Source organism: Achromobacter spanius (assembly GCF_003994415.1).
GTDB classification, from domain to species: Bacteria; Pseudomonadota; Gammaproteobacteria; order Burkholderiales; family Burkholderiaceae_B; genus Achromobacter; species Achromobacter spanius_C.
This window is the reverse complement of the sequence record NZ_CP034689.1, coordinates 2,103,192-2,127,610: the sequence shown is the minus strand read 5'-3', so window position 1 is coordinate 2,127,610 and position 24,419 is coordinate 2,103,192. Positions and strand designations below refer to the sequence as shown.

The following is a 24,419-nucleotide window of genomic DNA, read 5'->3' as shown; positions in this document are numbered from 1 at the left end:
CATTCCACATACAAGAACAACGGCAAGGCGCGTCTCTTTACGCGCCTTTTGCTGCCGAACCGAGAATCACCATCATGAGCGACCAAATCAAGAACGTCAGTGACGCAAGCTTCGATGCCGATGTGTTGAAATCCGGCCAGCCGGTGCTGGTGGACTACTGGGCTGCCTGGTGTGGCCCCTGCAAGATGATTGCCCCCATCCTGGAAGAAGTCGCCACCGAGTACGCGGGTCGCCTGACGATCGCGAAGCTGAACGTGGACGAAAACCAGGGTACCGCCACCAAGTACGGCATCCGCGGCATTCCCACCCTTATGCTCTTTAAAGACGGCCAAGCCGCCGCCACCAAAGTTGGCGCGCTGTCGAAGTCGCAACTCACCGCATTCCTGGACGGCGCGTTGTAAACTGCGTGCTGTGAAAGGCGCCGCCCCGGAGGCGGCGCTCATTCAATACCGCGCGAGCCCGTCCGTGGCGCGCCGCCAGAACCCTCCTTTACTTTTCCCCCACATTCACCGCGATGCACCTCAATGAACTGAAGGCGCTGCATGTCTCGCAGCTGCTCGAAATGGCCGCTGGCCTGGAAATCGAGAACGCCAACCGCCTGCGCAAGCAGGAGCTGATGTTCGCCATCATGAAACGGCGCGCCAAGCAAGGCGAGCAGATCTTTGGCGACGGTGTCCTGGAAGTCCTGCCTGACGGCTTCGGTTTCCTGCGCTCGCCCGAGACCTCGTATCTGGCCAGCACGGACGACATCTACATCTCGCCCTCGCAGATCCGCCGTTTCAACCTGCACACCGGCGATTCCATCGAAGGTGAAGTGCGCACGCCGAAGGACGGCGAACGCTACTTTGCATTGGTCAAGGTGGACAAGGTCAACGGCGTGGCGCCCGAAGCGATCAAGCATCGCATCATGTTCGAAAACCTGACGCCGCTGCACCCGAACCGCACGATGCGTCTGGAACGCGACATCAAGAGCGAAGAGAACCTGACGGGCCGCATCCTGGATGTGTTCGCCCCCATCGGCATGGGCCAGCGCGGTTTGATCGTCGCCAGCCCCAAGTCCGGCAAGACGGTGATGATGCAGCACATTGCGCATGCCATCACCACCAACTACCCCGACGCCGTCATGATTGTCCTGCTGGTGGACGAGCGCCCGGAAGAAGTGACCGAAATGCAGCGCACGGTGCGCGGTGAAGTGGTGGCGTCGACCTTCGACGAACCCGCTACCCGCCACGTGCAAGTGGCTGAAATGGTCATCGAAAAGGCCAAGCGCCTGGTCGAAATGAAGAAAGACGTCGTGATCCTGCTGGACTCGATCACCCGTCTGGCCCGCGCCTACAACACCGTGGTGCCGGCCTCCGGCAAGGTGCTGACCGGCGGTGTGGACGCCAACGCCCTGCAACGCCCCAAGCGCTTCTTCGGCGCGGCCCGCAACCTGGAAGAAGGCGGTTCACTGACCATCCTGGGTACGGCGCTGATCGAAACCGGCAGCCGCATGGACGAAGTCATCTACGAAGAATTCAAGGGCACGGGCAACTCCGAAGTCCACCTTGAGCGTCGCCTGGCTGAAAAGCGCGTCTACCCGTCCATCAACCTGAACAAGTCGGGCACCCGCCGCGAAGAACTGCTGATTGCTCCCGACCTGCTGCAAAAGGTCTGGGTGCTGCGCAAGTTCATCCACGACATGGACGAAGTGCAATCCATGGAGTTCATCCTGGACAAGATGCGCGCCACCAAGACCAATGCCGAATTCTTCGACATGATGAAGAAGAAGTAACCTGGCTTCGCGTCAAAAATAAACCGCCTACGGGCGGTTTATTTTTTTGAGGGCTACCGGAGCATGGCGGCCGCAAGTACGACATCAGTGCTCGATAAACTCCGGTATGCGGCTGCGAGCCGGGGCGTTGGCGGGACGCGGCGTATGCTTGGGCGGCTCTTTGCCAGCGTCGGTGCCCGGGCCGGCGCCCTCGCCCTTGCCCGAGGTCTCAATTGGCTCGATCTGCGGATCGTCCCAGTTACCCGTCACGGAATATTCCATGGTCATGGCGCGCGCCAACGGCTGTTTCAACAACCATTGCGTGACAAATGCGCCCAGGCCGATCAGCGGGTTCACCGCCAGCGCCGTCACCATGGCTGCGCCGCTGGCGTCCAGGTTTGGAATCACCACGGCCTTCAGGTCCCAACGTTCGCGGATAAGGTTGACCCCGCCCGCCAAGACGATGGTTGCCACGGGTCCGTTGATCTTGTAGCCCTCGGTAGACATGTTGCCGTCCGCCATCTTCACGTGGCCCCGAATGGTGTCGAACGGAAAGCCGTCCCGCAGCAGATTGGTGGGGTTGACGTCCAGCCGCGCCAGCCGTTGCAGTGATTGCAGCGACAGCAGTTCCAGCAGGCGTGCCGTGCGGGAATTCACGTGCATGAAGCGGCCCTTGTCCAGGCTGACGGTAACCTCACCGCCAATGTCCGCAATATTGTGGGTCCATGGCAGGTTGCGCCAGGTTGCCTTGCCTTGGGCCGTACCCGAGCCTCCGGACACCACGCCATCGAAGCCGATTCGCGTCATGAACTTGCCCAGATCCGAGAAGCTGGCGTTCGTGTCCACGCTCAAGCCACGGTCCGGCCCTTCCAGACGCCAGCTTCCCACGGCGTTCAAAGTGGCCGCGTCGTTGGTGATGGTCAGCTTGTCCAGCCGCCATTGCCGGCCACGCGCAAGGTTCGTGCCCACCACCTGAAGCTCGCCTACATTCTTGCCGTACAACAGGAATTCCTTGGCCTGCAGGTCGATGGCGGGGATATCCGACAGGTCATTGCCAGACGCCAGGGCCTTGTCGGCCTCGTTGGTATCGCCCTCGCCCCCAAACGACAGGTGCTTCATCCGGGCAGTAATCTGGCCCGCGATCGCCCCGGACGCTTCCCGCCATTCCAACGACCCCGCGGCCTGACGCGACTGGATGTCCACCCGCCATTGCGACGGCCCCGGGCGCATTGCATACAGCGTCAGGTCGTTCAAGGTGTAACCGCTTGCGCGTAAGATGCCGGTGGCAAGGCTGATGCGCTCCGGCTCGGGAAAGACCGGCTTGGCCGCGGCTTTCCGGCCCCCGCCCTTGCCCGCCGGCGCCTCGAAGCCGTCCACCACCGTTTCCCAAGTGTCCATATCCAGCTCGGGCAGGCTGGCGTTCAGGCTAAGCCCCCGATCCGGCAAACTGGCAGGTCGGCCAATGCCCAGCGCGCCACGAGCGAAGTACGATGCGCCACCGCCCGCGTCCCGCTCAAACAGCGCATTGACGTCTTCGCCCAGGCTGGCCGTCAGCCAGCGCCGGTCTTTTGCACCGCGATCCTCCGCTTTACCCCACTGCAGCTTCAACATACGCGCCGACGAGGCGGCCTTGCCCACTGGCGCCGGCATGTCGATCGCCAGGCCCGCCAGATCGGTTTCCATGGAAATATCAACCGAACCGCCCTTCTGGTAACCCAGCCGGCCCTTGTAGCCCGTCTTGCCGGAAAATCGCGACATGGAAGGCGTATTGCTCAGTTGCGACAAGCCGTCCCCCGTCAGCGCCCCCTCGAATTGCAGCACGTCCGAATTTTTCGCCAAAGTGCCGAAGATCTTGACCGGCCCGCCCAGGAACTGCCCACGGATCTCCTTGGTGCGCACCCCTTTTTCAGAGAACTCCAGGTCGCCATGCAGGCCTGTGAGCAGCGGCATTTCCGGCATGAACGTAAAGCTGTTGTCCTCGAACAGGATGTGGCCCTGCACTTCGGTATTGTCGGTGTTCAACAGCGGCACTTTCAGCTTTATCGGCACGCGCCAGTCGCCGGTGCCGCGCGCCTCATCCAGCGCGCCGTCCAACAAGCCGCCCAGGGGGGAATTGGCCGCCATGGCGAGATACGCGGAAACGGGGCCGGCGGTCTCACCGTCCAGCAGCAGTTCGGCACCATCATCCATGTTCGGGATCGTGGCCGTCATCGCGCCAAGATTCACCACCTGTCCCGGCCCGGTCTGTGTGGTCGCGCCACCCGCGCTGTCCAGCGTCAGACTTACCTTGTCAATGCGGAAATTGCCCGACAGGTTCTCGAGCACGGGCCAGCCTTTGTGGTGCGAACCCGGCGGCGCGTAGTCGACCTTGGCGCCCGCATATGCGCCGGCAATGACGAATTCGCCGCTGGCATCCGGCGCGGCGTAGGGAAAGTCATCCAGGTCTCCCCTGAGCGTGATGGCAGCCGAACGCATTTCCCCCGCCGGCAACCCAACCGCCAGCCATTCGCGCGCGTCGGCATTCACCTCAAGCGGCAGATATCGATGGATGGCCGGCATGGCGCCGCGCACCATCGTGCCGCGCATATCGACACTACCCGCCGCGGTTTTGCCTTCCGGCTTCCATTGCCCCTGCACGCGCACGTCCAGGTCATCGTTCACGACATGCGCTTGCGCAACGTCGACAAACCAATGATCCGCGTCCGGCCCCTTTACCTGCGCATCCACGGATAGTTCGCGCGCGGCCAGGGTCGGTTCCTGGAACACGCCAGGCAGCGTTACCCGCAACTGTTGCACCGCCCCCTTGATCGACAGGTCCGCAGCGCCGACACTGCGCGCCAGCGGCACCCCATCAAGTTGAACAAAGTCGCCCGGCAGCCCCTGCACGCGAAATTGCGCCGACGCGCCTTGTACGGCCGGCCCGTCCTTGGACGCCACCCAGTCCACGCCTCGCACGGCAACATCAGCCGTCAGCACGGTGAACTTGCCGCGATCCAGTTGCAGCCAGGCCCGACCGGCGATCCGTCCCGCAATCACAGGCGCCTGGACCCAAGGCGCCCAGGACTGCGGTTCGACATCGTCCAGTTCCGTATAGAGCTGGCCGCTCCAGTTTGCCGGGTTGGCGGCATTGGCGGCGAACAGGCCGCGGTTGAATTCCCCGCGCAATTCCACCTTGCGAGCCAGGGCCTCGCCGGCCGACGCCCGCAACACAAAACGGTGCGACAAGCTGCCATTGCGCATCAAGAAATCAACGCCGGTCAGTGGCAGCGGAGGAGCCCGGCGCAGGTCGTCTTGCCAGACGATCGTTGCATCGTTGATCAGCAGTTCGCGCTGCCGCACCAACCATTGCAAGGCCGGGTGATCCAGATCGGACTGATGGTCCTTGGCGTTCAAGTCGATATTCTGCCCCGCCACCCACAGGTGGTTCGCGGCATCGCGCCGCAAGGTCAGCTCGGGCTTTTCGACCTGCAAACGCACCAGTCTTGGCGATAGCGTCAGCACGCTGCGCCAGGCCAGCACAGCGGAAACGGAAGGCAGGGACAGCACGGGCGTTGCGTCGTCGTGGTCGACGACCTGCACAGCGGTGAGATCCAAGCGTGGATTCAGGCCTTGCCAGTTGGCCTGGATGCCGCCGATGGTGACGCGAGCGCCCAAGGCCTCGCTGGCGTACGCTTCAATTTGAGGGCGCCATTCGCCCACGCGAGGCAGCACCCAGTAGCGCACGCCCAAGAACCCCGCAGCCGCCACGCAATAGACGATCAACACGGCCCAGAATAGGCAGCGGATCACGCGTCGCGCGCGCGGCGTGGGGGCTTTTTTTGAAACAGACACGGATCGGTGGGCAGGAGAATATGTCTTGCGGTATCGTCCCCACTTATACCTGAAACGCGCTCATCCGTCTGCCGTCCCAACACCATGTCCACGCCCTCTTTGCTTGCCCCCGCTCTTGCCTGGTCCGGCCACTTGCGCCGCCGCCTGGACGCCCATCCCGACCTGGCCGCGTGGCTGGCGGATGCCGTGCAACAGCCCGTCACCGCCGCCAGGATGGCCCAATGGCAATCTGAACTGGCCGGGCCCGACGCGCCGTCCACCCTGCCGCTGGACACCTGCCGGATGGTGTTGCGCAAATTGCGCGAACGCGTGTTCAGCGTACTGATCGTGCGCGACCTGTCCGGCCAGGCCGACCTTGAAGAAGTGGTGGGCGCAATGACCACGCTGGCCGACATCGCGGTGGCGCAAGCCTACCGCAGCGTGGCCGCCGAGCTGGCCGCGGTGCACGGCGTGCCGCGCGACCCCGCCACCGGCAAGCCGCAAGAGATGCTGATTGTCGGCATGGGCAAGCTGGGCGGCTGCGAGCTGAACGTGTCTTCCGACATCGACCTCATCATGCTGTATGGCGAAGAAGGCGAAACGGACGGCCCGCGCCGCATCAGCCATCACGAGTTCTACGGCCGGCTGACGCGGCGCATGATGCCGGTGATTTCGGAAGTGGACGCCAATGGCCAGGTATTCCGCACCGACCTGCGACTGCGCCCCGACGGCGACGCGGGCCCGCTCGCCTGGAGCCTGGACGCGCTTGAGCACTACCTGATCGGCCAGGGGCGCGAATGGGAACGCTATGCCTGGCTGAAGGCCCGCCTGATGCCCGCGCAGGCGTTTGAAGGCAGCGACAGCGCCGCGCAGGCTCGCCAACTGGAAAGCCTGCGCGTGCCGTTCGTCTATCGAAAATACTTCGACTTCGATGCGCTGGCCGCTTTGCGCGCGCTGCGTGAACGCATCCGTCAGGACTGGCAGCGCCGCGCCATGGCGCGCAACGGCATCGATAGCGCCAACAACATCAAGCTGGGCGACGGCGGCATCCGCGAAATCGAATTCGTGGTGCAGCTTGCCCAATTGATCCGCGGTGGCCGCATGCCCGCCCTGCAAAAGCGCGGCCTGCTGGAAGCCCTGCATGCCGAGCGCCTGGCGGGCCTGGTGCCCGAGGAAGACGCGCGGCGTCTTGAAGAGGCCTACCGCTACCTGCGCCGCACCGAACATGCCTTGCAGTATCGCGAAGACGAGCAAACCCACCTGCTGCCGGGCGACCCCGCGCAGCGCGCCGCACTGGCCGCCGCGCTGGGCATGAGCCCGGACGACTTTGAAAGCACGCTGGCCGCGCACCGCAAGTTCGTGTCGCAGACCTTCCGCAACGTCTTCCGCATGGTCGGCATGGGCGACGCGGAAGACACCGGCACGTCGGCCGAAGCGACCAACGACACCGAAGAGCCGGGCAGCGAATGCGAGCTTGCCGAACAGATCCGGCAGGCCTTCGGCGACGAGGCCCAAGACCTGCTTCGGCGTACCGAAACGCTGCTGGGCAGCCATCGGGTACGCAGCCTGCCCGAGAGCAGCCGCCGCCGCATGGAAGCCCTGCTGCCGGCCGCCTTGCGCGCGGCTCGGCAGACCTCGGCGCCGCTGAATGCGGCAGTGCGCCTGTTTGACCTGATCGAGAAAATTGTCCAGCGCAGCGCCTATCTGGCGCTGCTGGCCGAATACCCCGACACGCTGGCGCGCGTGGCGCGGATGGTGGCGGCCAGCCCCTGGGCCGCCCAGTACCTGACGCAGCATCCGCTGCTGCTGGACAGCCTGATCGACTGGCGCACGCTGTTCGAACCGCTGGACTTTGCGCAGATCGCGCGCCAACTCAGCGCCGACCTGGACGCTTGCCGCCTGCCCGATGGCGTCCCCGACGTCGAACGGCAGATGAACCTGATGCGCGACGTGCAACGCCAAGCCAGCTTTCAACTGCTGGCGCAGGATCTGGAAGGCGAGCTCACGGTGGAGAAGCTGGCCGACCAGTTGTCGGCGCTGGCCGACCTGCTGCTGACCGAAACCATTCACCGCGCCTGGCCGCTGGTGAACAAGGTGGAAGGCGCCCCGCCGCGCTTTGCCGTCATCGCCTACGGCAAGCTGGGCGGCAAGGAACTGGGCTATGCGTCCGACCTGGATCTGGTGTTCCTGTTTGACGATCCGCGTGAAGATGCCGCCGAGGTTTACGCCAAGCTCGGCCGCCGCATGACGTCCTGGCTGTCCACCATGACTTCGTCGGGCCGGCTGTACGAAGTGGATCTGCGCCTGCGACCGGACGGCGACGCCGGCCTGCTGGCCGTTTCGGTCGAGGCCTTCGAGCAGTATCAGCACAAGCATGCCTGGGCCTGGGAACACCAGGCGCTGACACGCGCCCGCCACGCCGCGGGCGATGCCCAGGTGGGCGCCCGCTTCGAGCAGATCCGCGAAGCGATTCTGGTGCAGCCCCGTGACCCCGCCGCGTTGCGGGACGAGGTGCTGGCCATGCGCGAAAAGATCAACGCCGGCCATCCCAACACCAGCCAGCAGTTCGATCTGAAGCATGACCGTGGCGGCATGGTCGATGTGGAATTCGTGACGCAGTACCTGGTGCTTTGCTATGCGGCCACGCACCCCGTGTTCGTGAAAAACCTGGGCAACATCACCTTGCTGCGGCTGGCGGGCGAAGCCGGCTTGATTGCGCCCGAACTGGCCGCACGCGCCGCCGACGCCTACCGCAGCTTGCGCCGCGTGCAGCACGAAATGCGCATGCAGGGCGTGGAAAAGGCGCGGGTGGGGCCGGAACAACTAGGGGCCGAACGCGCGGCCGTGCGTGAACTCTGGGAAGCGGTGCTCGGTAGCGGTGCTACGGAAAAGAGCTAGGAAAGAACCAAGGGGCAGCGCCAAGGCCCGGCCCGGCGCCCCCCCCAACTCGCGGTAAAATAAGGAGTTTTCCGCCTTTTTTACCGCACGCCAGCCATGTCCGAACTCGTCCGCCCCAAGCTTGACCTTCCCGCCGGCCGCCGCAAGGTGCTGATGCACTCGTGCTGCGCGCCCTGTTCCGGCGAGGTCATGGAAGCCATGACGGCTTCCGGCATCGACTACGCGATCTACTTCTACAACCCGAACATTCATCCGGTCAAAGAGTACGAGATCCGCAAGCAGGAAAACATCCGCTTCGCCGAACAGCACGGCATCGAGTTCATCGACGCCGACTACGACATGGACAACTGGTTCGACCGCATCAAGGGCATGGAAGACGCCCCCGAACGCGGCGAGCGCTGCACCGCCTGCTTTGACATGCGCTTTGAGCGCACCGCGCTGTACGCGCACGAGCACGGTTTTGACACCATCACCAGCTCGCTCGGCATCTCGCGCTGGAAAGACATGAACCAGATCAACGGCTGCGGCGAACGCGCGGCGGCCCGCTACGATGACCTGATCTACTGGACCTACAACTGGCGCAAAGGCGGCGGTTCGGCCCGCATGATCGAAATCAGCAAGCGCGAAAACTTCTACCAGCAGGAATATTGCGGCTGCGTCTATTCGCTGCGCGACACCAACCGCCACCGCCGCGCGCAAGGCCGCGACCGCATCCACATCGGTGTGAAGTTCTACGGCAAGGAAGACCTCATCAACGAAGAGCAGCTCTGATCACAGCGCTGCGTTTGCGTCCTTGTCAGGCGGGACCGCAAAGCTTGGAGCCCTAGCGCTCCTGGCGCCGGTATTCGGATGGCGATGCCCCGAAGCGCTTGCGAAATGCATGACTGAATCGCGCCGCGTCTGAAAACCCATAGCGGTAGGCAATATCACCAATTTGCCGCGCCGCCTGCGTCGTATCGCGCAACACGTCGCGACAGCGTTCCAGCCGGGCGCCAAGAATGAAGTCAGCGGGCGTGGTGGAGGCCAGCGCGAACAGGTTGTACAGGTAGCGGCGCGACATCCGGAATGCCGCCGCCGCGGACGCCGGCGACAGGGCCGGATCGTGCAGGTTTTCAAGAATATGCTGCTGCACCCGGCGCAACTGCGCATGCTTCAAACCGGCCTGATCCTGCTCGGCCATGCCTCCCGCCCGTTCGCTGATATCCAGCCCCATCATCTGCAGCACGGCATTGGCCGCGTCGCGCGCGGCGCTTTCCGACAAATGGGCATGCTCGCCCAAGGCCACGCGCAACAGGTCCATGGCCATGCGGCCACAACCCTGCCGCGCACTGAAGCTGCGCGCCACGGCGTTTTGCATATGCGGTTGCCAGGTTTCGGCATGCTTGCCCGGCACCTGCATCACCAGAAAATGCGCGCCGTCATCTACATCGACTTCATAGGGGCGTGTGGTGTCGTAGATGCTCCATTCGCCCGGCATCAGCAAGGCCGTGCGGTTGGATTGGCGAATTTCGCTTCGGCCAGCCAGTTGCAGCGTGACCTTGTAGCCAGCTTCTTCGGACCGCCCCGCCAGCAGCTTGCTGCGCCGCACGCGCTGCGCGCTGCTGCGCAGTTCGCTGACGTGCATCCAGCCCAAAGCGTCCACCGCCACACTATTGCGGAAGCGCGACGGAAACACCGCCGACACTTCCAAGGGCACAAAGGTGCTGCTGATGCTTTCCTGCCAACTGGCGCAGTCCAGGAAATGCCTGGGCGGACTGTGCAAAAGCGATGATGACATGGCGACTCCGGCGTCTCGAAACGGCGTGCCTTTTGTGCCTTGAACGGCAAGCCCTGCGGCACAGCTACAGCGTTGAATGGAATGCTGCCTCTTTCTAGCACCGCGCTTGGGCAGGGAATATCCGTGACAACCCCTAAGTTCTTGCCGGGCTAGGGTTTTCTGTCGCTGCCGTAAGAATATGCAGACAAGCTGAAGCCCATGGACGACAGTTTGTTGGCCAGATCATGGCGCACCGGCACCACGTCGTCGTACCGCCGCGGGCGCGCCACCGCCACTTCGGCTTCGGTATAGGGCGCAAAATCGGCCGGCAATTGCGCGGCGCTGAACTCCGTCAGCACCCAGTTCAGCACGGCCGCCAGCTCGGCATTGCTGAGCTGCGAATGGGCGGCGCCCGGCACGCGGATCAGGTATTCGCGGCCCTCGGGCAAATGCACGAACGCGCCCACGGACTGGCGAAAATCCGGAATGCCATGCGGGTTGCTGCCCCGCCCGTCCACCCGATGGCATCCTGCGCATTGCAGGACGTAGTCAGCGCGCACGGCCTGCCGCAAGCGGGCGGTCGTGGACGCATCGTCCGCTGCTACCGCCTGCCCCGCAACCAGCAGCAGGACTGCAACCCCCGCGACCCCAGCGGCCCAGGGCCGCCGACGTCCCGTCATTCGCCGTTTGCCACCTGGCCTCATGGTTTGGCCGGCGCCTTCGCCTGGGGTTTGGCCAAGCCCACGATCACCGATGTGGTGCAGTGGAAGATCGACGATTCATTGGACATGCACCAGTTCACGTCGTTGTGCAGGAACATCTGATAGCCCGGACGTTCACGTTCGGCCGCCGCGCACATGCACTTGCCGCACGCCGTCTTGCCGCAGCAATCGTTGTAGCTGATGAGATAGTCCTTGCCGTCCAAGGGGTTGTGGCATGTGCCCACCCACGATACGGCCGACGGCGAAGTGCCGGGCGGGCACGACGTCATGCTGCCACCGCAGCACGAACACAAAAAGCCGTCCACCGCGCAGTAGCGCCAGTAGTCGCAAGCCGTGTCGTCCATTTGCGGCTTCTTGCCGGCCGCGGGCGCCGACCGCGCCACCGGCAGCACCGGCACCAGGAAGGCCGTGCCGACCAACAGTTTGCCGATGCGGTTCAGCACGCTGCGCCGCGACGTGGCGTGCGCAACCGAGCGCGTGGCGCGCTCTCCAAGTTTATCCAGCCAGTGCATTGCCGCTCTCCTTGCGGGAAATCCGGGTCTCGTCCAGCGTGCTTGCGGCCAGGAAGTCCTGCACCGACGCCACGCCCAGTTCCTTGGCCGTGAACAGGCTTTCCAACTGCTCGCGGGAATTGATCAGGCCCTTGGCGCGCAAGGTGCCCGTTTCGTCCAGCAGCACCGCATAGGGCAGCTTGCTGATCTGGAACTTCATGCCCAGCTCGGTGGACAACAAGTACGGAAAGCGCTCCAAACCGGCCTGCTTATAGAACGCCAGATGATCGGGCATCTCGCCGTCACTGGCCAACACGATGCGCAACCACGCGCTTTCGGTATTGGCGACCGACTTCAAGATAGGCAGCAGCTTTTTGCACACCGGGCAGGTTGGCGACAGGAAAAACAGCAACTGACTGTGCTGGCCACGTTCACCGATCGTGATGCGGCGCCCAAGCAGGTCGGGCAAGGCGAAACGCGGCGCGGCCTCGCCCACGGCGGGGCCCTTGTCCATGGTCAACGCGCCCATCGGCGCCACCCGCTCGTACAACACGCCGATCTGCCGGGACAGCGCCAGGATGACCAGCACCAGGCACAGCACCACGCCCCACAGCAGGAAATTGGAAATGATCAAGGCATCCATATGAAACTCCTTCAAAGATTCCGCAGCTTGAGATGCGAGGCCAACAAGTGATTGGCGGTGAAGTACAGGCCCACGGCGGTCATTGCCAGGCCGAACACGGCGGCGGCATCCGCCCATTGCAGGCTGCGCGCTTGCCCCGCCAGGGACGCAAGGGCTGGCATTGCCCATAGCGCCAGGACGCCGTTGCGCAGCACCAGCCACCAGGACAAGCCCACTTGCGCGCCGCCCGCTGCGCGCGAAGCCGGCCCGCCGCAACCGCAATCAATATCGCGATGCCCGCGCGCCAGGTTGTATGCAAGCGCCGACGTCGCCACGGCCAGCACCCCCAACGCCAACAGAGCGCCCGCGGCTTGCTGCCCGGGTATCAGCAGCAACACACCCGCCGCCAACTCAGCCAGCACGTAGCCGCGCGCGAACATGCCGCCCCAGCTTGACGGCAGGATGTCGTAGGCCGACACCGCAGCCGAGAACGCCGTCATATCCTTCATTTTTTCCAGCGCGCCCAACAGCAGCACGCAGGCCAGCGCGGCGCTTGCGCCATAGAACAAAACGGGGTCGTTCATGGCGCCCCCTTGAATGGCTGCGGCTCGACCTGCAGCGCGGTTTCGCCTGCTGCCTGGATGGTGGTCTTGAATACCGGTGCGGCCGGCGCGGCGTCAAAGACGCTGACGTTGCCGCCGTCAATGGTGAACAGGCGCGGCTTGTCGTCCTGCGATACCGACATCGACAGCGCGCCTTTGCCCGGTACGCGCGCCACGCGCTTGCGCGATTCCAGGTCATAGACCCAGATCTCGGCGGCGGGTGTTTTATGCGTGCCTTCCGCGCCGTTCGGATGCATGCCCACGTACAGCCGCTTCAGCGCGCGGTTGACGGCCAGCAGGTTGTAGCCGCCCGGCCGCCAGCCCTGGTCCTTGCCGGAGGCGTCCAGCAGCGACCATGGCTTGCCGAAACTGACTTCCTTGCCGCTGAAGTCGGCGGTGTAAACGTTGCCGTTGTAGGACACGAAATAGAAGGTGTCGCCCAGGTTCTCGGTGTGCGTGAAGATGGGGTCTTTTTCCAGGTCGAACATCGGCTGGCTGCGGTGCTGGGCGGCGGGCTTGCCGGCCGCGTCCAGGTCGATGGTCAGCAGCGCGCCATCGCCGCATATCGTGGTGAAACTGCGCGGGCGCGAAGGCAGCGGAATGACGCTCCAGCACCCGGCCGCGGCCGTGATCTCGTCGGCGAACTGGCGGGTCTTCACGTCCACCACGGTGACCGAGGTAGCGGGCGTGGCGTTCTGCACGAACAACAATTCACCGTCGGTGCTTTGGCGCAGGTAGTTGCGGTAATTCAGCGCTTGCGCGCGCTTTTGCGGAATGGGCACCTCGTACTTGGGCGTCAAGGTTTCGGCGTCCCAGGCTTCGATGACGTCGGTGCGCTTGCCGCGATTGAGCCGCTCGTAATAGGTCGTCATGACATAGATGTCGCGGCCGTCGGACGACACCGTCATGTGGCCGTTGAACGAAGTCGGCACCAGCCCCAGGAATTTTCCGGTATCGCCGTCATAGATGTTGACCCGGCTGTCGACCAGGTGGTTGAAGGCCGCGTCCATGACGTACAGCCGGTGCGCCGTGGCCGGGGGCAAGCGGGTGCCACCCTTGAGTTCCTCTATGGGCAAGTCCGCCCAGGCTAGGCCCGAGGCGCTGGCCAAGGCGGCGCACAGCGCCCAGCGGCCTGCCCGCAACGCTCGTGATCTGGCTCGACGCGCAATCATCGATATTCTCCTGGTGTCATGTGATCCGATTCCCTAGAACGCGTAGACGTAGCGCAATTGCACGCCACGCATGCGCGGCCCGTTCTCGACCTTCAGGTCGTGGATGTACTGCATTTGAATCTGGTTGGCGTCGTTGATCTGGTGCGTGAGTTCAAGCGCCACCTGGTGATTGCGGGCCCGGGTTGCCACCGTTTCCCCGGATGCGGTTTCGCGCCCGCCCGTCTCGTAGCGGTAGCGGATGCCCGTATAGGTGTCCGGGGTAAGGTTGGTCGAGGCCAGCGCGAAGAAGCGGAACGATGGGTCTTTCTTCAAGGTCTGGCCGTACCAGTCGGTGTTGCGGCCATAGATTTCAACTTCGGCGATCGCTTCCAGATAGGTGGATTCGCCCACCCCTTTGACGAATGAAAAGTCCTGGATGGTTGACCATCGATTCTTGCCGGGCGACACATCGGGCCGCGAACCGTCGTAGCGGCCCACCGGCGCCACGATGAAGGGCTCCCAGGCGAACCAGGTCTTGGTCTGCTCGTTGTTGTGGAGCCAGATTGCCGAGCCCAGCGTCACATCGCCAATGCCGGTTTGATGATCGCCAGGCACGCCCGGCAGGTCCAGCGACGTGCGGTACATGGGCACGATGAATTCCAGTTGCACCGTCTTGCCGTAGAAATCACGGTAGTGCATCTGACGGTAGACCAGCGCGTTGACGTCCACGGACGCATCGTCGACCCGCTTGCCCTGCGAGTACAAGCCGGACGAGCGCAGGCCGGCCAGATAGCCCGCCACGATATTGGTGCCCACCGGCGCCGGGATCCAGTCGCGCGCGCTGGGGTCACCCGCCCAAGCCGGCTGTAATGCACCCGCCCCTGCCAGCGCCAGCGCTGCGCCCACCCGGGCGCGGCCGTATGTCTTGCCTGCCATCCACTTCCCCTTGGTTGTCGCGAACGCGCCGCCGCCGGTATGCCCCGGCTTGGTCTGCGCTGTCCGCCGTGCTAATACGCGATGCAAACAGACTTCTTCTCTAGATACATCTCAAGCACGGCCCGACCATGTTCGCGGCCGACGCCAGATTGCTTGAAGCCGCCAAACGGCATGTTCGGATCCAGCATGTTGTGGGTGTTGACCCAGACGGTGCCCGCGTCAATGCGCGGGATCAGGCGTTGAACGCGCGTCAGGTCGTTGCTCCAGATGCTGGCGCCCAGGCCGAAGGCGCTGTCGTTGGCCAGACGCACGGCATCGTCCAGGCCGTCGAAGGGCTGCGCGACGACGACGGGTCCGAAAATTTCTTCCTGCGCGATGCGGGCTTGTTGCGGCACATCCGCAAACACCGTAGGCCGCACGAAGTAGCCTTCGCCGTCGCCGGCCACGCCCCCCGTCAACACGCGCCCCCCTTCGGCACGGCCGATGCCGATGTAGTCCATGACGCGCTGCTGATGCCGCGCCGAGATCAGCGGGCCGATCTGCGTGGCCGGGTCGAAACCGGACCCCAAGCTCATGCCGGCGGCCACGTCGGCCAAGCCCTGCACGACCTTGTCGTAAAGGCCGCGTTGCACATACAGACGCGAGCCCGCCGTGCACACCTGCCCCTGGTTGAAGAAAATGGCCGCGGCGGCGCCTTGCACGGCGCGGTCGACGTCGCAGTCGTCCAGCACGATAACGGGAGACTTGCCGCCCAGTTCCAGCGACACCCGCTTCATGTCGTCCATGGCGGCCCGCCCGATCAGCTTGCCCACTTCGGTAGAGCCGGTGAAGGCGATCTTGTCGATGCCCGGATGCGCCACCAACGCGGCGCCGGCCGTTTCGCCACGCCCGGTGATGACGTTGACAACGCCGGGCGGAAAGCCTGCTTCAAGCACGAGCTCTGCCAGCCGCAAGGCGGTCAAGGGGGTTTCCTCGGCGGGCTTGAGCACCACCGTGCAGCCGGCTGCCAGCGCGGGTGCGATCTTCCACACCGCCATCAGCAACGGGAAGTTCCACGGGATGATGGCGCCCACCACGCCCACGGGTTGCGCTAGCGTATAGGCGCTGTATTGGACGCCAGGCGGGAAAGGAATCGACAGCGACAAGGTATCGCCCGTGATCTTCGTGGCCCACCCGGCCATGTAGCGCAGCCATTGCGCGCCCGCTCCCACTTCCAGGCCCTGCGCAATACCCAGCAGTTTGCCGTTGTTCAGAGTTTCCAACCGGGCCAGTTCGGTGCCGTGCTGTTCCAGCAAGTCAGCCAGCTTGAGCAGCAGGCGTTCACGGCCGGCGGGCAGCGTGTCGCGCCACGGCCCGGACTCAAAAGCGCGCCGCGCGGCCTGCACGGCCAAGTCCACCTGGGCGGGGCCCGCATCGGGTTGATGAGCAATGACGCGGCCCGTGGCCGGGTCGTACACCGGGATCGGCTGGCCCTGCCCTTCGTGCACCGGCTTGCCGTCTATCAGCATGAATTCCCGGATGGCGGCCAGTTCCGGACGGTCGACCGTGGCACCTGCGCTTGCTGAAGACATCTGAAAGCTCCCACGAAAAGTGTGGAGCCAGAATAGCAACGGGCTTTATCGCTGGCTTGTCGGGCCGTGCATGGGGATTTGTCATTCTGCGCACGGGGACACGCCAATGAAAAGGCCGGGCAGACCACGCATTGCGCGTCCTGCCCGGCCCGTCGCGCGCCCGCTTGGAGCTGCGCGCCAGATGCGGTGGATCAGTCCAGCATCAACACCGTGGCGCCGGTGGTCTTGCGCGATGCCAGCGCGGTCTGCGCTTCGCCGGCCTGTTCCAGGCTGTAGCGCTGGTCGATGCGGACCTTGATCTTCTTCTTCAGGACCAGGTCAAAGACTTCCTTGGAGGCGGCTTGCAGCTTTTCCAGGGTGTTCACATGCACGCCCAGCGACGGGCGCGTGACGTACAGGCTGCCCTTCTGGTTCAGCACGGCCAGGTTGACGCCGGCCACGGGGCCGGACGCATTGCCAAAGCTGACCATCAGGCCGCGCGGCTCGATGCAGTCCAGCGAGGTTTCCCAGGTGTCCTTGCCCACGCCGTCGTAGACCACCGGCACTTTCTTGCCCTTGGTCAGTTCCAGCACGCGCTCAACCACGTTTTCGCGCGAGTAATCGATGGTTTCCCAAGCGCCGTTGGCACGCGCCAGTTCGGCCTTTTCCGGGCTGGACACGGTGCCGATCAGCTTCACGCCAAGCGCCTTGGCCCATTGGCAGGCGATCAGGCCCACACCGCCCGCGGCCGCATGGAACAGAATGGTCTCACCGCCTTGCAGGCGATAGGTCTGGCGGAACAGGTACTGCACCGTCAGGCCCTTGAGCATCAGCGCGGCGGCCTCGTCAAAACCAATCCCCTTGGGCACGGTGACCACTTGATTGGCCGGCACGTTGCGCGCCTTGGCGTAGGCGCCGATGGGGCTTTGGCCATAGGCGACACGGTCGCCTTTTTTCAGGTGCTTGACGTCGGCGCCCACGGCCGTGACCACGCCCGCGGCTTCGAAACCCAGGCCGTGCGGCAGCGGATGCGGGTACAAGCCCGTGCGGAAATAGATATCGATGAAATTCAGGCCAGCGGCGTGCTGCTCAATCGTGACTTCATTGGCGGCGGGCGGCGGAACTTCCACGTCAACCAGCTTCAGGACTTCGGGACCACCGTGCTGCTCGATACGAATTGCCTTGACGAGATTGCTGGCCATGCTGGCCTCCTTTCAATGGAAATGATGCGAATAAATCGGGAAAACCAGGCTTTAACGCGACGGCGAATCGGCCGCGCGCTTTGCGTCGGATACCGGCCTGCCGGCGCCGCCGCCCATCAAGGCGAACACACCGGTCAACACCAGCGCGGTTCCCGCCAACTGCCACAAGGTAATGGGCTCGTTCAGGAACCACGACGCCAGAAACAGCACGGACACCGGCCCCACCATGCCCAGCAATGATGCCGTGGGCGCACCGATCAGCGACACCGCCCACATCAGCATGAAGACCGGCACCACGGTGTTCAACGTGGCGTGGATCACCGAATACCCGTACACACCCGCCGGCTGAAGCAGCATTGACGGCGGGTGGATCAAGAAAAACTGGATGATGCAGGCCACGCATGAAACCAGCATGGCGTAGGCTACCAACCGCGTCGGGCCCACCCGCTTGATCAGTTCGCCGGAACAAATCAGGTAAACAGAATAGCTTGCCGCCGAGCCAAAAACGAACAAAGACCCTAACAGCACCTCGCTCCCGCCACCAAAGGACAGGTCGTGGGCAAACACCAGCACCACACCGGCATACGACAGCACCATGGCCAGCCATTGCCGGCGTTCGATGGGGCGCTTGAACCAGAACGCGGACAGCAGCACGACAAGGGATGGCGACAGGAACAGAATCAACCGTTCCAGGCTTGCGGTGATGTAGCGCAGGCCCAGGAAGTCCAGGAAGCTGGACAGGTAGTAACCCAGCAGTCCCAGCACGATGACCTGGACGCGCTCTTTGGCGGTCATCGTCACGATCTCGCCGCGCGCGGCGCGGCGTGACTGATGCCAGGCCACCGCCGCGAAGAAGGGCATCGCAAACAGCATGCGAAAGGCGATCAGCGTGACCGCGTCGATGCCGTATCGGTAGGTGAACTTGACCACAATCGCCTTGGCCGAAAACAGCACCGCGCCCAGCATTGCCATCAGGATTCCGGCCGCGCGGCCGGACGGAAGAGAGGATGGCAAAAGCTTGGCGATACGATTCATGCGATGATTTTAGATTCAGTGCAACGCTCTTTGCACGCTTAAACATCGCTTTTTGGCATCGACACCCTCCGGCATGACCCGACATCGCGCTCTGACCTACATCCATATTGCGGCCGTGCTGTTCGGCCTGACCGGCGTTTTCGGGGAGTTGATACAAGCCAGCGCCGCCGTCATCACGCTGGGCCGGGCCGTTTTCGCGGTGATCTCGCTGGGCATTTTTGCCCGCATGCGCCGCAAGCCGCTGTTGGGCGTGCTGACGCCCGCCCAGCTATTCGTGCTGGTGCTTGCCGGCGCCTTGCTGGCGGCGCACTGGGTCACGTTCTTCATATCGGTCAAGGTGGGCGGCATCGCCATCGCCACGCTGGGTTTCGCCAGCTTCCCCGCATTCATCACGCTGTTCGAAGGCCTGCTCTTCCGAGAGCGCATTCGCGCCGCCGAATGGATGTTGCTGGGTCTGGTCACCGCTGGCCTTATCCTGGTGACGCCGTCTTTCGATCTGGCTGACCAGGGCACCATTGGCCTGGCGTGGGGCCTGCTGTCCGGGCTGACCTTCGCCCTGCTGGCCTTGAGCAACCGGCGTTCGGCCTCCGGCATGGACCCGATGCAGGTGGCGTGCTGGCAAAACGTGGTGGTGGCGCTGGTAATGGTGCCGTTCGCCGTTGGCCAATTGCCCGCCCTGCCCGCGCTGGACTGGTTCTGGCTGGCCTTGCTGGGCATCTTCTGCACGGGCCTGTCGCACTATCTGTTCGTGTCCAGTTTGACCCGTCTGAACGCCCGCAGCGCCGGCTTGGTGATTGCCCTGGAACCGGTGTACGCCATCGCCTTCGCATGGGTGCTGTTCAGCCAGGAACCGACGCCTCGCATGATTGCCGGCGCCGCGCTGATCGTCGCGGCGATTGTCTGGTCGGGCCTGCGCAAAGGCGCGGTCGATGTAGAAGCGGTGGCAAAATCACAGCCTTGACAATAACTGACTAGGCAGTAAAATTCGGCCCATGAATGCCGAAACTCCCCCGCCCGCCGCCGACAACCCCGTCCACTACCGCAACGACCACCGTTGCATGGGGGAAGAGAACGCGGGCTATCTCGTCAAACTGGTCTATCACTCCCTGACCCGGATGCTGGATCAGGAGATGGCGCCGTTGGACCTTACCGCCATGCAATGGCGCCCGCTGGCCATGGTCTTTCTTGGCCGCGCCGACACCCCCGCCGAACTCGCCCGCCTGAATGACATGGACACCGGCGCCATGACTCGGGCGCTTGACCGTCTTGAGGCCAAAGGCCTGCTGCGCCGCAGTCGCAGCCAAGAAGACCGCCGCGTCGTGAAGATCGAACTGACCGAATTGGGCGAAGCCAAGGCCCGTGAAATTCCTCCTACCATCGCCCGGGCGCTGAATCACCATCTGCGTGGTTTTTCTGCCGACGAAGTCACCCAGCTCATGCACTTCCTGCGCCGCATGATCGCCAACGGCTCAGCATCGGGCACGGCGCCCGAGCGCTGACGACGCTGCCCCCGTTTTAGCTACGCCCCATGCGCCTGGGGTTTTATTTGGCATAATATTTGCCTAGGCAAATACAGATCAATCAATTACTTTCAGCAAACAGTCAGGATGAAACGCCTTCTTTCTACCGTATTGGTGCTTGCCCTGAGCGGTTGCGCACTGATGGAACCCGGGCCCGAACCCGTTGTAGCGCTGGATGCGGCCAAGTTGGGCTTGACCGGCCACGACACCGCCTGGCCCAACACGCAGTGGTGGCAACGCTACGGCGACCCGCAGCTCAACGCCCTGATGGACGAAGCGCTGGCCAACAACCCGTCGATGAGCGCGGCGCAAGCGCGCCTGGCCAAGGCCAATGCCGCCGTCAGCACAGCCCGCGCCCCGCTTCTGCCCCGCGTGGACGCCGATTACTCACTGACCCGCGAACATTTGTCGTCCGACTACATCTACCCGGCACCGCTCGGTGGCAGCGTCGTCAGCGATAACCGGCTGGCGCTGGACTTCAGCTATGAGCTGGACTTCTGGGGCAAGAACCGTTCGCGCCTGAAATCGGCCGTGTCGGAACGCGAGGCCGCCACCGCCGACGCGCAAGCCGCGCGCAACATGCTGGCCAGCGCCACCGTACGCGCCTACCTGAATCTGCAGAACGCCTTCGCGCAGCGCGATGTGCTCAAGCGGGTGATCGCGCAACGCGCCGATGTCTTGTCCTTGACGCAAGGCCGTTACAGCGCCGGCCTGGATACGCAGGTGGAAGTGAAGCAGGCGGAATCGTCGCTGGCTGCCGGCCAGGTGGAATTGACGCAGGCGGAAACGACGCTGGCGCAGTTGCGCAATCAGGTCGCGGCGCTGGCAGGCGCCGGCCCGCAACGCGGCCAGTCGCTGGTGGCCGTGGACCTGACCGCGCCCGCGGGCGTTGTGCCCACGGCCATTCCGCTGGATCTGCTGGGCCATCGCCCCGACGTCGTGGCCTCGCGCTGGCGCGCCGAAGCCGCGCGCAGCGCCATCGACACCGCCAAAGCGGAGTTCTACCCCAACGTCAACCTGACCGCGTTTGCCGGCTTCCAGGCATTGGGCACGGGCAACCTGCTGGGTGCCGCGGCCCGCACGGCGGGCTTTGGGCCGGCCGTCACGTTGCCCATCTTCCATGGCGGCGAACTGAATGCCAATCTGGCCGGGCGCCGCGCCGACGCCGATCTGGCCGTGTCGGACTACAACCAGACCGTGCTGGACGCCGTGCATCAGGTGGCCGACGCGCTGGACGGCCTGCGCCTGCTGGAGCAGGAGCGCGCCCAACAGCGCCAGGCCCGCACCGCCATCGAAGCCGCCTACGAGCTGGCCGTAAACCGCTACAAGGCCGGTCTGGGCAACTACATCACCGTGCTTATCGCGCAAACCGGCGTGTTGACCCAGGCCCGCCTGGATACCGATTTGCGTATCCGCGCCTATCAGCTTGATGCCAACCTGGCCAACGCGCTGGGCGGCGGCTACACGCCGCCGCCACAGACGGACACCGCGCAAACCGCGCAGTCCGCCGCCGCACCGACCCCCATTCATTGAACGATCCCCGGATTCAGACGTCATGAACGCTGCCACCCCCACCGCCAACCCCGCCCGCAAACGCCTTTTGCTGCTCGCGACCGGCGTCTTCATTCTCATCGCCATCGCCTACGGCATCTGGTGGGCGCTATTCGGCGCCCATTTCGAAAGCACCGACGACGCCTACGTTCACGGCAACCTGGTGCAAATTACGCCGCAGGTGCCCGGCACCGTCGTGGCCATCGAGGCCGACGATACCGAGACCGTCGCGGCTGGCCAGCCGCTGGTGCGCCTGGACCCCGCGGACACCGACGTGGCGCTGCAACAAGCGCAGGCCAGGCTGGCCCAGATGGTGCGCCAGGTCCGCACCTATTACGTTCAGAACGATGCGCTGGCCGCTGATGTGGATCTGCGCCGTGCCGACATTCTGCGCGCGCAGGCCGAACTGACCCGCGCGCAAAGCGACGTCAGCCGCCGTCAACAACTGGCCAAGTCCGGTGGTGTCAGCGGTGAAGAGATCCTGCACGCGGAAGCCGCGCTGAAGTCGGCACGATCCGGCCTGGCCCAAGCCCGCGCCGCCTTGGCCGCGTCGCAAGCCAAACTGGTGACCAACCAGGCGCTGACGCAGGGCACCACCGTTGCCAACCACCCCGACGTGCTTCAGGCCGCCGCTGGCCTGCGCAACGCCTGGTTGGCCCAATCACGTACCGTGCTGCCCGCGCCGGTGGGCGGTGTGATCGCGCGGCGCAGCGTGCAGGTCGGCCAGCGCGTGGCGCCGGGCAACGCGCTGATGACGGTCGTGCCGCTGGACCAGGTCTGGGTGGAAGCCAACTTCAAGGAAGGCCAACTGCGCAAGATGCGCATCGGCCAACCGGTCAAGATGGTGGCCGACCTGTACGGCAGCTCGGTCGTTTACCACGGTAAGGTCGCCGGGCTGGACGCCGGGACTGGCAGCGCCTTCGCGCTCTTGCCCGCCCAGAACGCCACGGGCAACTGGATCAAGGTGGTGCAGCGCGTGCCCGTGCGTATCCTGCTTGACCCCGAAGACCTGAAGTCGCACCCCCTGCGCGTCGGCCTGTCGATGGACGTGGAAGTGGATGTGGGCCCGCAGGACGGCGAAGCGCTGACACAAGCCGTGCGCAGCGAGCCGGCCTGGTCCACGCGTGCCTTCGAACCGGCGCACGATGATGTCGACGCCATGATCAAGAAGATCATCGAGGACAACCTCGCATCATGAGCACGACCGCCCAGCCCGTGGGCGCTGGCGCGCCCCCCGTTGAACCCGCCCAGCCGCCGGGCACCCACCCGCCGCTGGAAGGCGCAGCCCGCATCATCGGGTCCATCGCGCTGTCCACGGCGGTGTTCATGAACGTGCTGGATACGTCGATCGCGAACGTGTCCATCCCCACCATCTCGGGTGACCTGGGCGTCAGCACCAGCCAAGGCACCTGGGTCATCACGTCGTTCGCGGTGGCCAATGCCATCACGGTACCGCTGACCGGCTGGCTCACGCAGCGCTTCGGCCAAGTTCGCCTGTTCCTGATTTCCACGCTGCTGTTCGTACTGGCTTCGTGGCTGTGCGGCTTTGCGCCATCGCTGGAAGCGCTGATCGCGTTTCGTGTTTTGCAGGGCGCGGTGGCCGGCCCGATGATCCCGCTGTCGCAAACGTTGATGCTTGCCAGCTTCCCGAAGTCCAAGGCGGGCATGGCGCTGGCCGTCTGGTCCATGACCACGCTGGTCGCGCCCGTGGCTGGGCCCTTGCTGGGCGGCTGGATTTCAGACAACTACACCTGGCCCTGGATCTTCTACATCAATGTGCCGGTGGGCCTCTTGGCCGCCTGGATCAGCTGGCGCATCTACGGCAAGCGCGAATCCATGACCCGCAAGCTGCCCATCGACAAGCTGGGCCTGGTGCTGCTGGTGGTGTGGGTTGGCGCCTTGCAGATCATGTTGGACAAGGGCAAGGAACTGGACTGGTTCGCCAGCCCCACCATCATTGCGCTGGCGGCAACCGCTTTCGTGGCCTTCGTGTTCTTTTTGATCTGGGAACTGACCGATGCCCATCCCGTGGTGGACCTGCGCCTGTTCAAGGAACGCAACTTCACCGTCGGCGCGCTGACGCTGGCCGTGGCCTACGGCGTGTTCTTCGGCAATGTGGTGCTGCTGCCGTTGTGGCTGCAAAGCAATATGGGCTACACCGCCACCTACGCCGGCCTGGTGACAGCACCGGTGGGCTTGCTGGCCATCTTGTTGACCCCCATCGTGGGCAAGATGCTGGCCACGCGCGACCCGCGCCAGATCGTGACCGTGGCGTTCCTGATCTTCGCGCTGGTGTGCTTCATGCGGGCGGGCTTCAACACCCAGACCGACGTGCGCACGCTCATGTTGCCGACCATCATCCAGGGCGCTGCCATGGCGGCGTTCTTCGTGCCGCTGACGTCCATCACCCTGTCCAGCATCGAACCGTGGCGCATTCCCGCCGCGTCCGGGTTGTCGAACTTCCTGCGGCTGACAGCGGGCGCGTTCGGCACCTCGATCGCCACGACGCTGTGGGAAAACCGCGCCACCCTGCACCACTCGCAACTGACCGAGGCCGCCAAGCCCGGCCAGCAAGCGTTTGACCACACAATGAACGCCCTGCAGAACGGTCTGAGCATGTCGCATCAGCAAGCATTAAGCATGGTCGACGGGCTGATCAACACGCAAGCGTTCACGATGTCGGCGGTGGATGTGTTCTATGCCTCAGCCATCATCTTCCTGATGCTGACGGGCCTGGTCTGGTTCGCGCGGCCCCGCTCTGGCAAATCGGGCGGCGGTGGTGCAGCCGAGGCCGCGGCAGGCGCGCACTGATGCCGTGAA

20 protein-coding genes are annotated in these 24,419 nt (G+C 64.4%); 9 read left to right on the top strand and 11 right to left on the bottom strand.

Annotation, left to right across the window (positions count from 1 at the left end):
• Window positions 1-74: 74 nt before the first annotated feature.
• Both trxA and rho read left to right on the top strand, forming a co-directional pair.
• Entirely contained in the window at window positions 75-401 is a 327-nt protein-coding gene (trxA, locus tag ELS24_RS09715) for a thioredoxin TrxA (protein ID WP_006218534.1), read from the top strand.
• A gap of 113 nt (window positions 402-514) precedes the next feature.
• Window positions 515-1,774 (top strand): transcription termination factor Rho, encoded by a 1,260-nt coding sequence (gene rho / locus ELS24_RS09710; RefSeq protein WP_006218533.1) that lies wholly within the window; start codon window positions 515-517, stop codon window positions 1,772-1,774.
• An 84-nt stretch (window positions 1,775-1,858) separates the two neighbouring features.
• Here rho and ELS24_RS09705 read toward each other — a convergent pair whose 3' ends face one another.
• Window positions 1,859-5,542, bottom strand: a complete 3,684-nt coding sequence (locus tag ELS24_RS09705; RefSeq protein ID WP_127183961.1) for a YhdP family protein — start codon at window positions 5,540-5,542, stop codon at window positions 1,859-1,861.
• Between the two features lie 126 nt (window positions 5,543-5,668).
• Between ELS24_RS09705 and glnE the strand changes: the two genes are divergently transcribed.
• Together glnE and ELS24_RS09695 are read left to right on the top strand one after the other, a co-directional pair.
• Window positions 5,669-8,461, top strand: coding sequence for a bifunctional [glutamate--ammonia ligase]-adenylyl-L-tyrosine phosphorylase/[glutamate--ammonia-ligase] adenylyltransferase (gene glnE / locus ELS24_RS09700; RefSeq protein ID WP_127183960.1), 2,793 nt, complete (start codon window positions 5,669-5,671; stop codon window positions 8,459-8,461).
• A 96-nt stretch (window positions 8,462-8,557) separates the two neighbouring features.
• Window positions 8,558-9,232: an epoxyqueuosine reductase QueH gene (locus ELS24_RS09695; RefSeq protein ID WP_127183959.1), complete on the top strand. Its 675-nt coding sequence runs from the start codon at window positions 8,558-8,560 to the stop codon at window positions 9,230-9,232.
• A 52-nt stretch (window positions 9,233-9,284) separates the two neighbouring features.
• Here ELS24_RS09695 and ELS24_RS09690 read toward each other — a convergent pair whose 3' ends face one another.
• The 10 genes from ELS24_RS09690 to ELS24_RS09645 all read right to left on the bottom strand — a co-directional run bounded on the left by ELS24_RS09690 (window position 9,285) and on the right by ELS24_RS09645 (window position 18,528).
• Window positions 9,285-10,238, bottom strand: a complete 954-nt coding sequence (locus ELS24_RS09690; protein WP_050449078.1) for a helix-turn-helix domain-containing protein — start codon at window positions 10,236-10,238, stop codon at window positions 9,285-9,287.
• A gap of 149 nt (window positions 10,239-10,387) precedes the next feature.
• Window positions 10,388-10,897: a c-type cytochrome gene (locus tag ELS24_RS09685; protein ID WP_230696006.1), complete on the bottom strand. Its 510-nt coding sequence runs from the start codon at window positions 10,895-10,897 to the stop codon at window positions 10,388-10,390.
• A 20-nt stretch (window positions 10,898-10,917) separates the two neighbouring features.
• Entirely contained in the window at window positions 10,918-11,451 is a 534-nt protein-coding gene (locus ELS24_RS09680; protein WP_127183958.1) for a methylamine dehydrogenase light chain, read from the bottom strand.
• Entirely contained in the window at window positions 11,435-12,073 is a 639-nt protein-coding gene (mauD, locus tag ELS24_RS09675; protein ID WP_050449075.1) for a methylamine dehydrogenase accessory protein MauD, read from the bottom strand. The genes ELS24_RS09680 and mauD overlap by 17 nt, the downstream gene beginning before the upstream one ends.
• A gap of 11 nt (window positions 12,074-12,084) precedes the next feature.
• Window positions 12,085-12,636 carry a MauE/DoxX family redox-associated membrane protein gene (locus ELS24_RS09670; protein WP_050449074.1) on the bottom strand — a complete coding sequence of 184 codons (552 nt, stop codon included), beginning with the start codon at window positions 12,634-12,636 and terminating at the stop codon, window positions 12,085-12,087.
• Window positions 12,633-13,826, bottom strand: a complete 1,194-nt coding sequence (locus tag ELS24_RS09665) for an amine dehydrogenase large subunit (protein WP_050449073.1) — start codon at window positions 13,824-13,826, stop codon at window positions 12,633-12,635. The genes ELS24_RS09670 and ELS24_RS09665 overlap by 4 nt, the downstream gene beginning before the upstream one ends.
• Window positions 13,827-13,859: 33 nt before the next feature.
• Entirely contained in the window at window positions 13,860-14,741 is an 882-nt protein-coding gene (locus ELS24_RS09660) for a transporter (protein ID WP_127183957.1), read from the bottom strand.
• Window positions 14,742-14,812: 71 nt separating this feature from the next.
• Window positions 14,813-16,312 carry a phenylacetaldehyde dehydrogenase StyD gene (styD, locus tag ELS24_RS09655; RefSeq protein WP_127183956.1) on the bottom strand — a complete coding sequence of 500 codons (1,500 nt, stop codon included), beginning with the start codon at window positions 16,310-16,312 and terminating at the stop codon, window positions 14,813-14,815.
• A gap of 191 nt (window positions 16,313-16,503) precedes the next feature.
• Window positions 16,504-17,493 (bottom strand): quinone oxidoreductase family protein, encoded by a 990-nt coding sequence (locus tag ELS24_RS09650; RefSeq protein ID WP_050449071.1) that lies wholly within the window; start codon window positions 17,491-17,493, stop codon window positions 16,504-16,506.
• A gap of 51 nt (window positions 17,494-17,544) precedes the next feature.
• The gene (locus tag ELS24_RS09645) at window positions 17,545-18,528 is read right to left on the bottom strand and encodes a DMT family transporter (RefSeq protein WP_050449070.1); all 984 of its coding nucleotides are present in this window, start codon (window positions 18,526-18,528) and stop codon (window positions 17,545-17,547) included.
• Window positions 18,529-18,601: 73 nt separating this feature from the next.
• On the opposite strand from ELS24_RS09645, the gene ELS24_RS09640 reads away from it, so the two are divergent.
• The 5 genes from ELS24_RS09640 to ELS24_RS09620 all read left to right on the top strand — a co-directional run bounded on the left by ELS24_RS09640 (window position 18,602) and on the right by ELS24_RS09620 (window position 24,410).
• Window positions 18,602-19,489: a DMT family transporter gene (locus ELS24_RS09640; RefSeq protein WP_050449069.1), complete on the top strand. Its 888-nt coding sequence runs from the start codon at window positions 18,602-18,604 to the stop codon at window positions 19,487-19,489.
• 31 nt (window positions 19,490-19,520) lie between these two features.
• Window positions 19,521-20,027 (top strand): MarR family winged helix-turn-helix transcriptional regulator, encoded by a 507-nt coding sequence (locus tag ELS24_RS09635; RefSeq protein WP_050449068.1) that lies wholly within the window; start codon window positions 19,521-19,523, stop codon window positions 20,025-20,027.
• 108 nt (window positions 20,028-20,135) lie between these two features.
• Window positions 20,136-21,581: an efflux transporter outer membrane subunit gene (locus ELS24_RS09630; protein ID WP_127183955.1), complete on the top strand. Its 1,446-nt coding sequence runs from the start codon at window positions 20,136-20,138 to the stop codon at window positions 21,579-21,581.
• A gap of 22 nt (window positions 21,582-21,603) precedes the next feature.
• A complete protein-coding gene (locus ELS24_RS09625; protein WP_127183954.1) occupies window positions 21,604-22,797 on the top strand; it encodes an efflux RND transporter periplasmic adaptor subunit in 1,194 nt (397 codons plus the stop codon).
• Window positions 22,794-24,410 carry a DHA2 family efflux MFS transporter permease subunit gene (locus tag ELS24_RS09620; RefSeq protein ID WP_240669474.1) on the top strand — a complete coding sequence of 539 codons (1,617 nt, stop codon included), beginning with the start codon at window positions 22,794-22,796 and terminating at the stop codon, window positions 24,408-24,410. The genes ELS24_RS09625 and ELS24_RS09620 overlap by 4 nt, the downstream gene beginning before the upstream one ends.
• Window positions 24,411-24,419 lie beyond the last annotated feature (9 nt).

Bases quoted from the DNA above. Each gene is read 5' to 3' on its own strand.
- ELS24_RS09690 (WP_050449078.1), bottom strand. From the start codon at position 10,238: ATGTCATCATCGCTTTTGCACAGTCCGCCCAGGCATTTCCTGGACTGC.
- rho (WP_006218533.1), top strand. From the start codon at position 515: ATGCACCTCAATGAACTGAAGGCGCTGCATGTCTCGCAGCTGCTCGAA.
- ELS24_RS09635 (WP_050449068.1), top strand. From the start codon at position 19,521: ATGAATGCCGAAACTCCCCCGCCCGCCGCCGACAACCCCGTCCACTAC.
- ELS24_RS09670 (WP_050449074.1), bottom strand. From the start codon at position 12,636: ATGAACGACCCCGTTTTGTTCTATGGCGCAAGCGCCGCGCTGGCCTGC.
- ELS24_RS09625 (WP_127183954.1), top strand. From the start codon at position 21,604: ATGAACGCTGCCACCCCCACCGCCAACCCCGCCCGCAAACGCCTTTTG.
- ELS24_RS09695 (WP_127183959.1), top strand. From the start codon at position 8,558: ATGTCCGAACTCGTCCGCCCCAAGCTTGACCTTCCCGCCGGCCGCCGC.
- ELS24_RS09630 (WP_127183955.1), top strand. From the start codon at position 20,136: ATGAAACGCCTTCTTTCTACCGTATTGGTGCTTGCCCTGAGCGGTTGC.
- ELS24_RS09680 (WP_127183958.1), bottom strand. From the start codon at position 11,451: ATGCACTGGCTGGATAAACTTGGAGAGCGCGCCACGCGCTCGGTTGCG.
- glnE (WP_127183960.1), top strand. From the start codon at position 5,669: ATGTCCACGCCCTCTTTGCTTGCCCCCGCTCTTGCCTGGTCCGGCCAC.
- ELS24_RS09685 (WP_230696006.1), bottom strand. From the start codon at position 10,897: ATGACGGGACGTCGGCGGCCCTGGGCCGCTGGGGTCGCGGGGGTTGCA.
- ELS24_RS09645 (WP_050449070.1), bottom strand. From the start codon at position 18,528: ATGAATCGTATCGCCAAGCTTTTGCCATCCTCTCTTCCGTCCGGCCGC.
- ELS24_RS09640 (WP_050449069.1), top strand. From the start codon at position 18,602: ATGACCCGACATCGCGCTCTGACCTACATCCATATTGCGGCCGTGCTG.
- ELS24_RS09665 (WP_050449073.1), bottom strand. From the start codon at position 13,826: ATGATTGCGCGTCGAGCCAGATCACGAGCGTTGCGGGCAGGCCGCTGG.
- ELS24_RS09620 (WP_240669474.1), top strand. From the start codon at position 22,794: ATGAGCACGACCGCCCAGCCCGTGGGCGCTGGCGCGCCCCCCGTTGAA.
- ELS24_RS09650 (WP_050449071.1), bottom strand. From the start codon at position 17,493: ATGGCCAGCAATCTCGTCAAGGCAATTCGTATCGAGCAGCACGGTGGT.
- ELS24_RS09660 (WP_127183957.1), bottom strand. From the start codon at position 14,741: ATGGCAGGCAAGACATACGGCCGCGCCCGGGTGGGCGCAGCGCTGGCG.
- styD (WP_127183956.1), bottom strand. From the start codon at position 16,312: ATGTCTTCAGCAAGCGCAGGTGCCACGGTCGACCGTCCGGAACTGGCC.
- trxA (WP_006218534.1), top strand. From the start codon at position 75: ATGAGCGACCAAATCAAGAACGTCAGTGACGCAAGCTTCGATGCCGAT.
- mauD (WP_050449075.1), bottom strand. From the start codon at position 12,073: ATGGATGCCTTGATCATTTCCAATTTCCTGCTGTGGGGCGTGGTGCTG.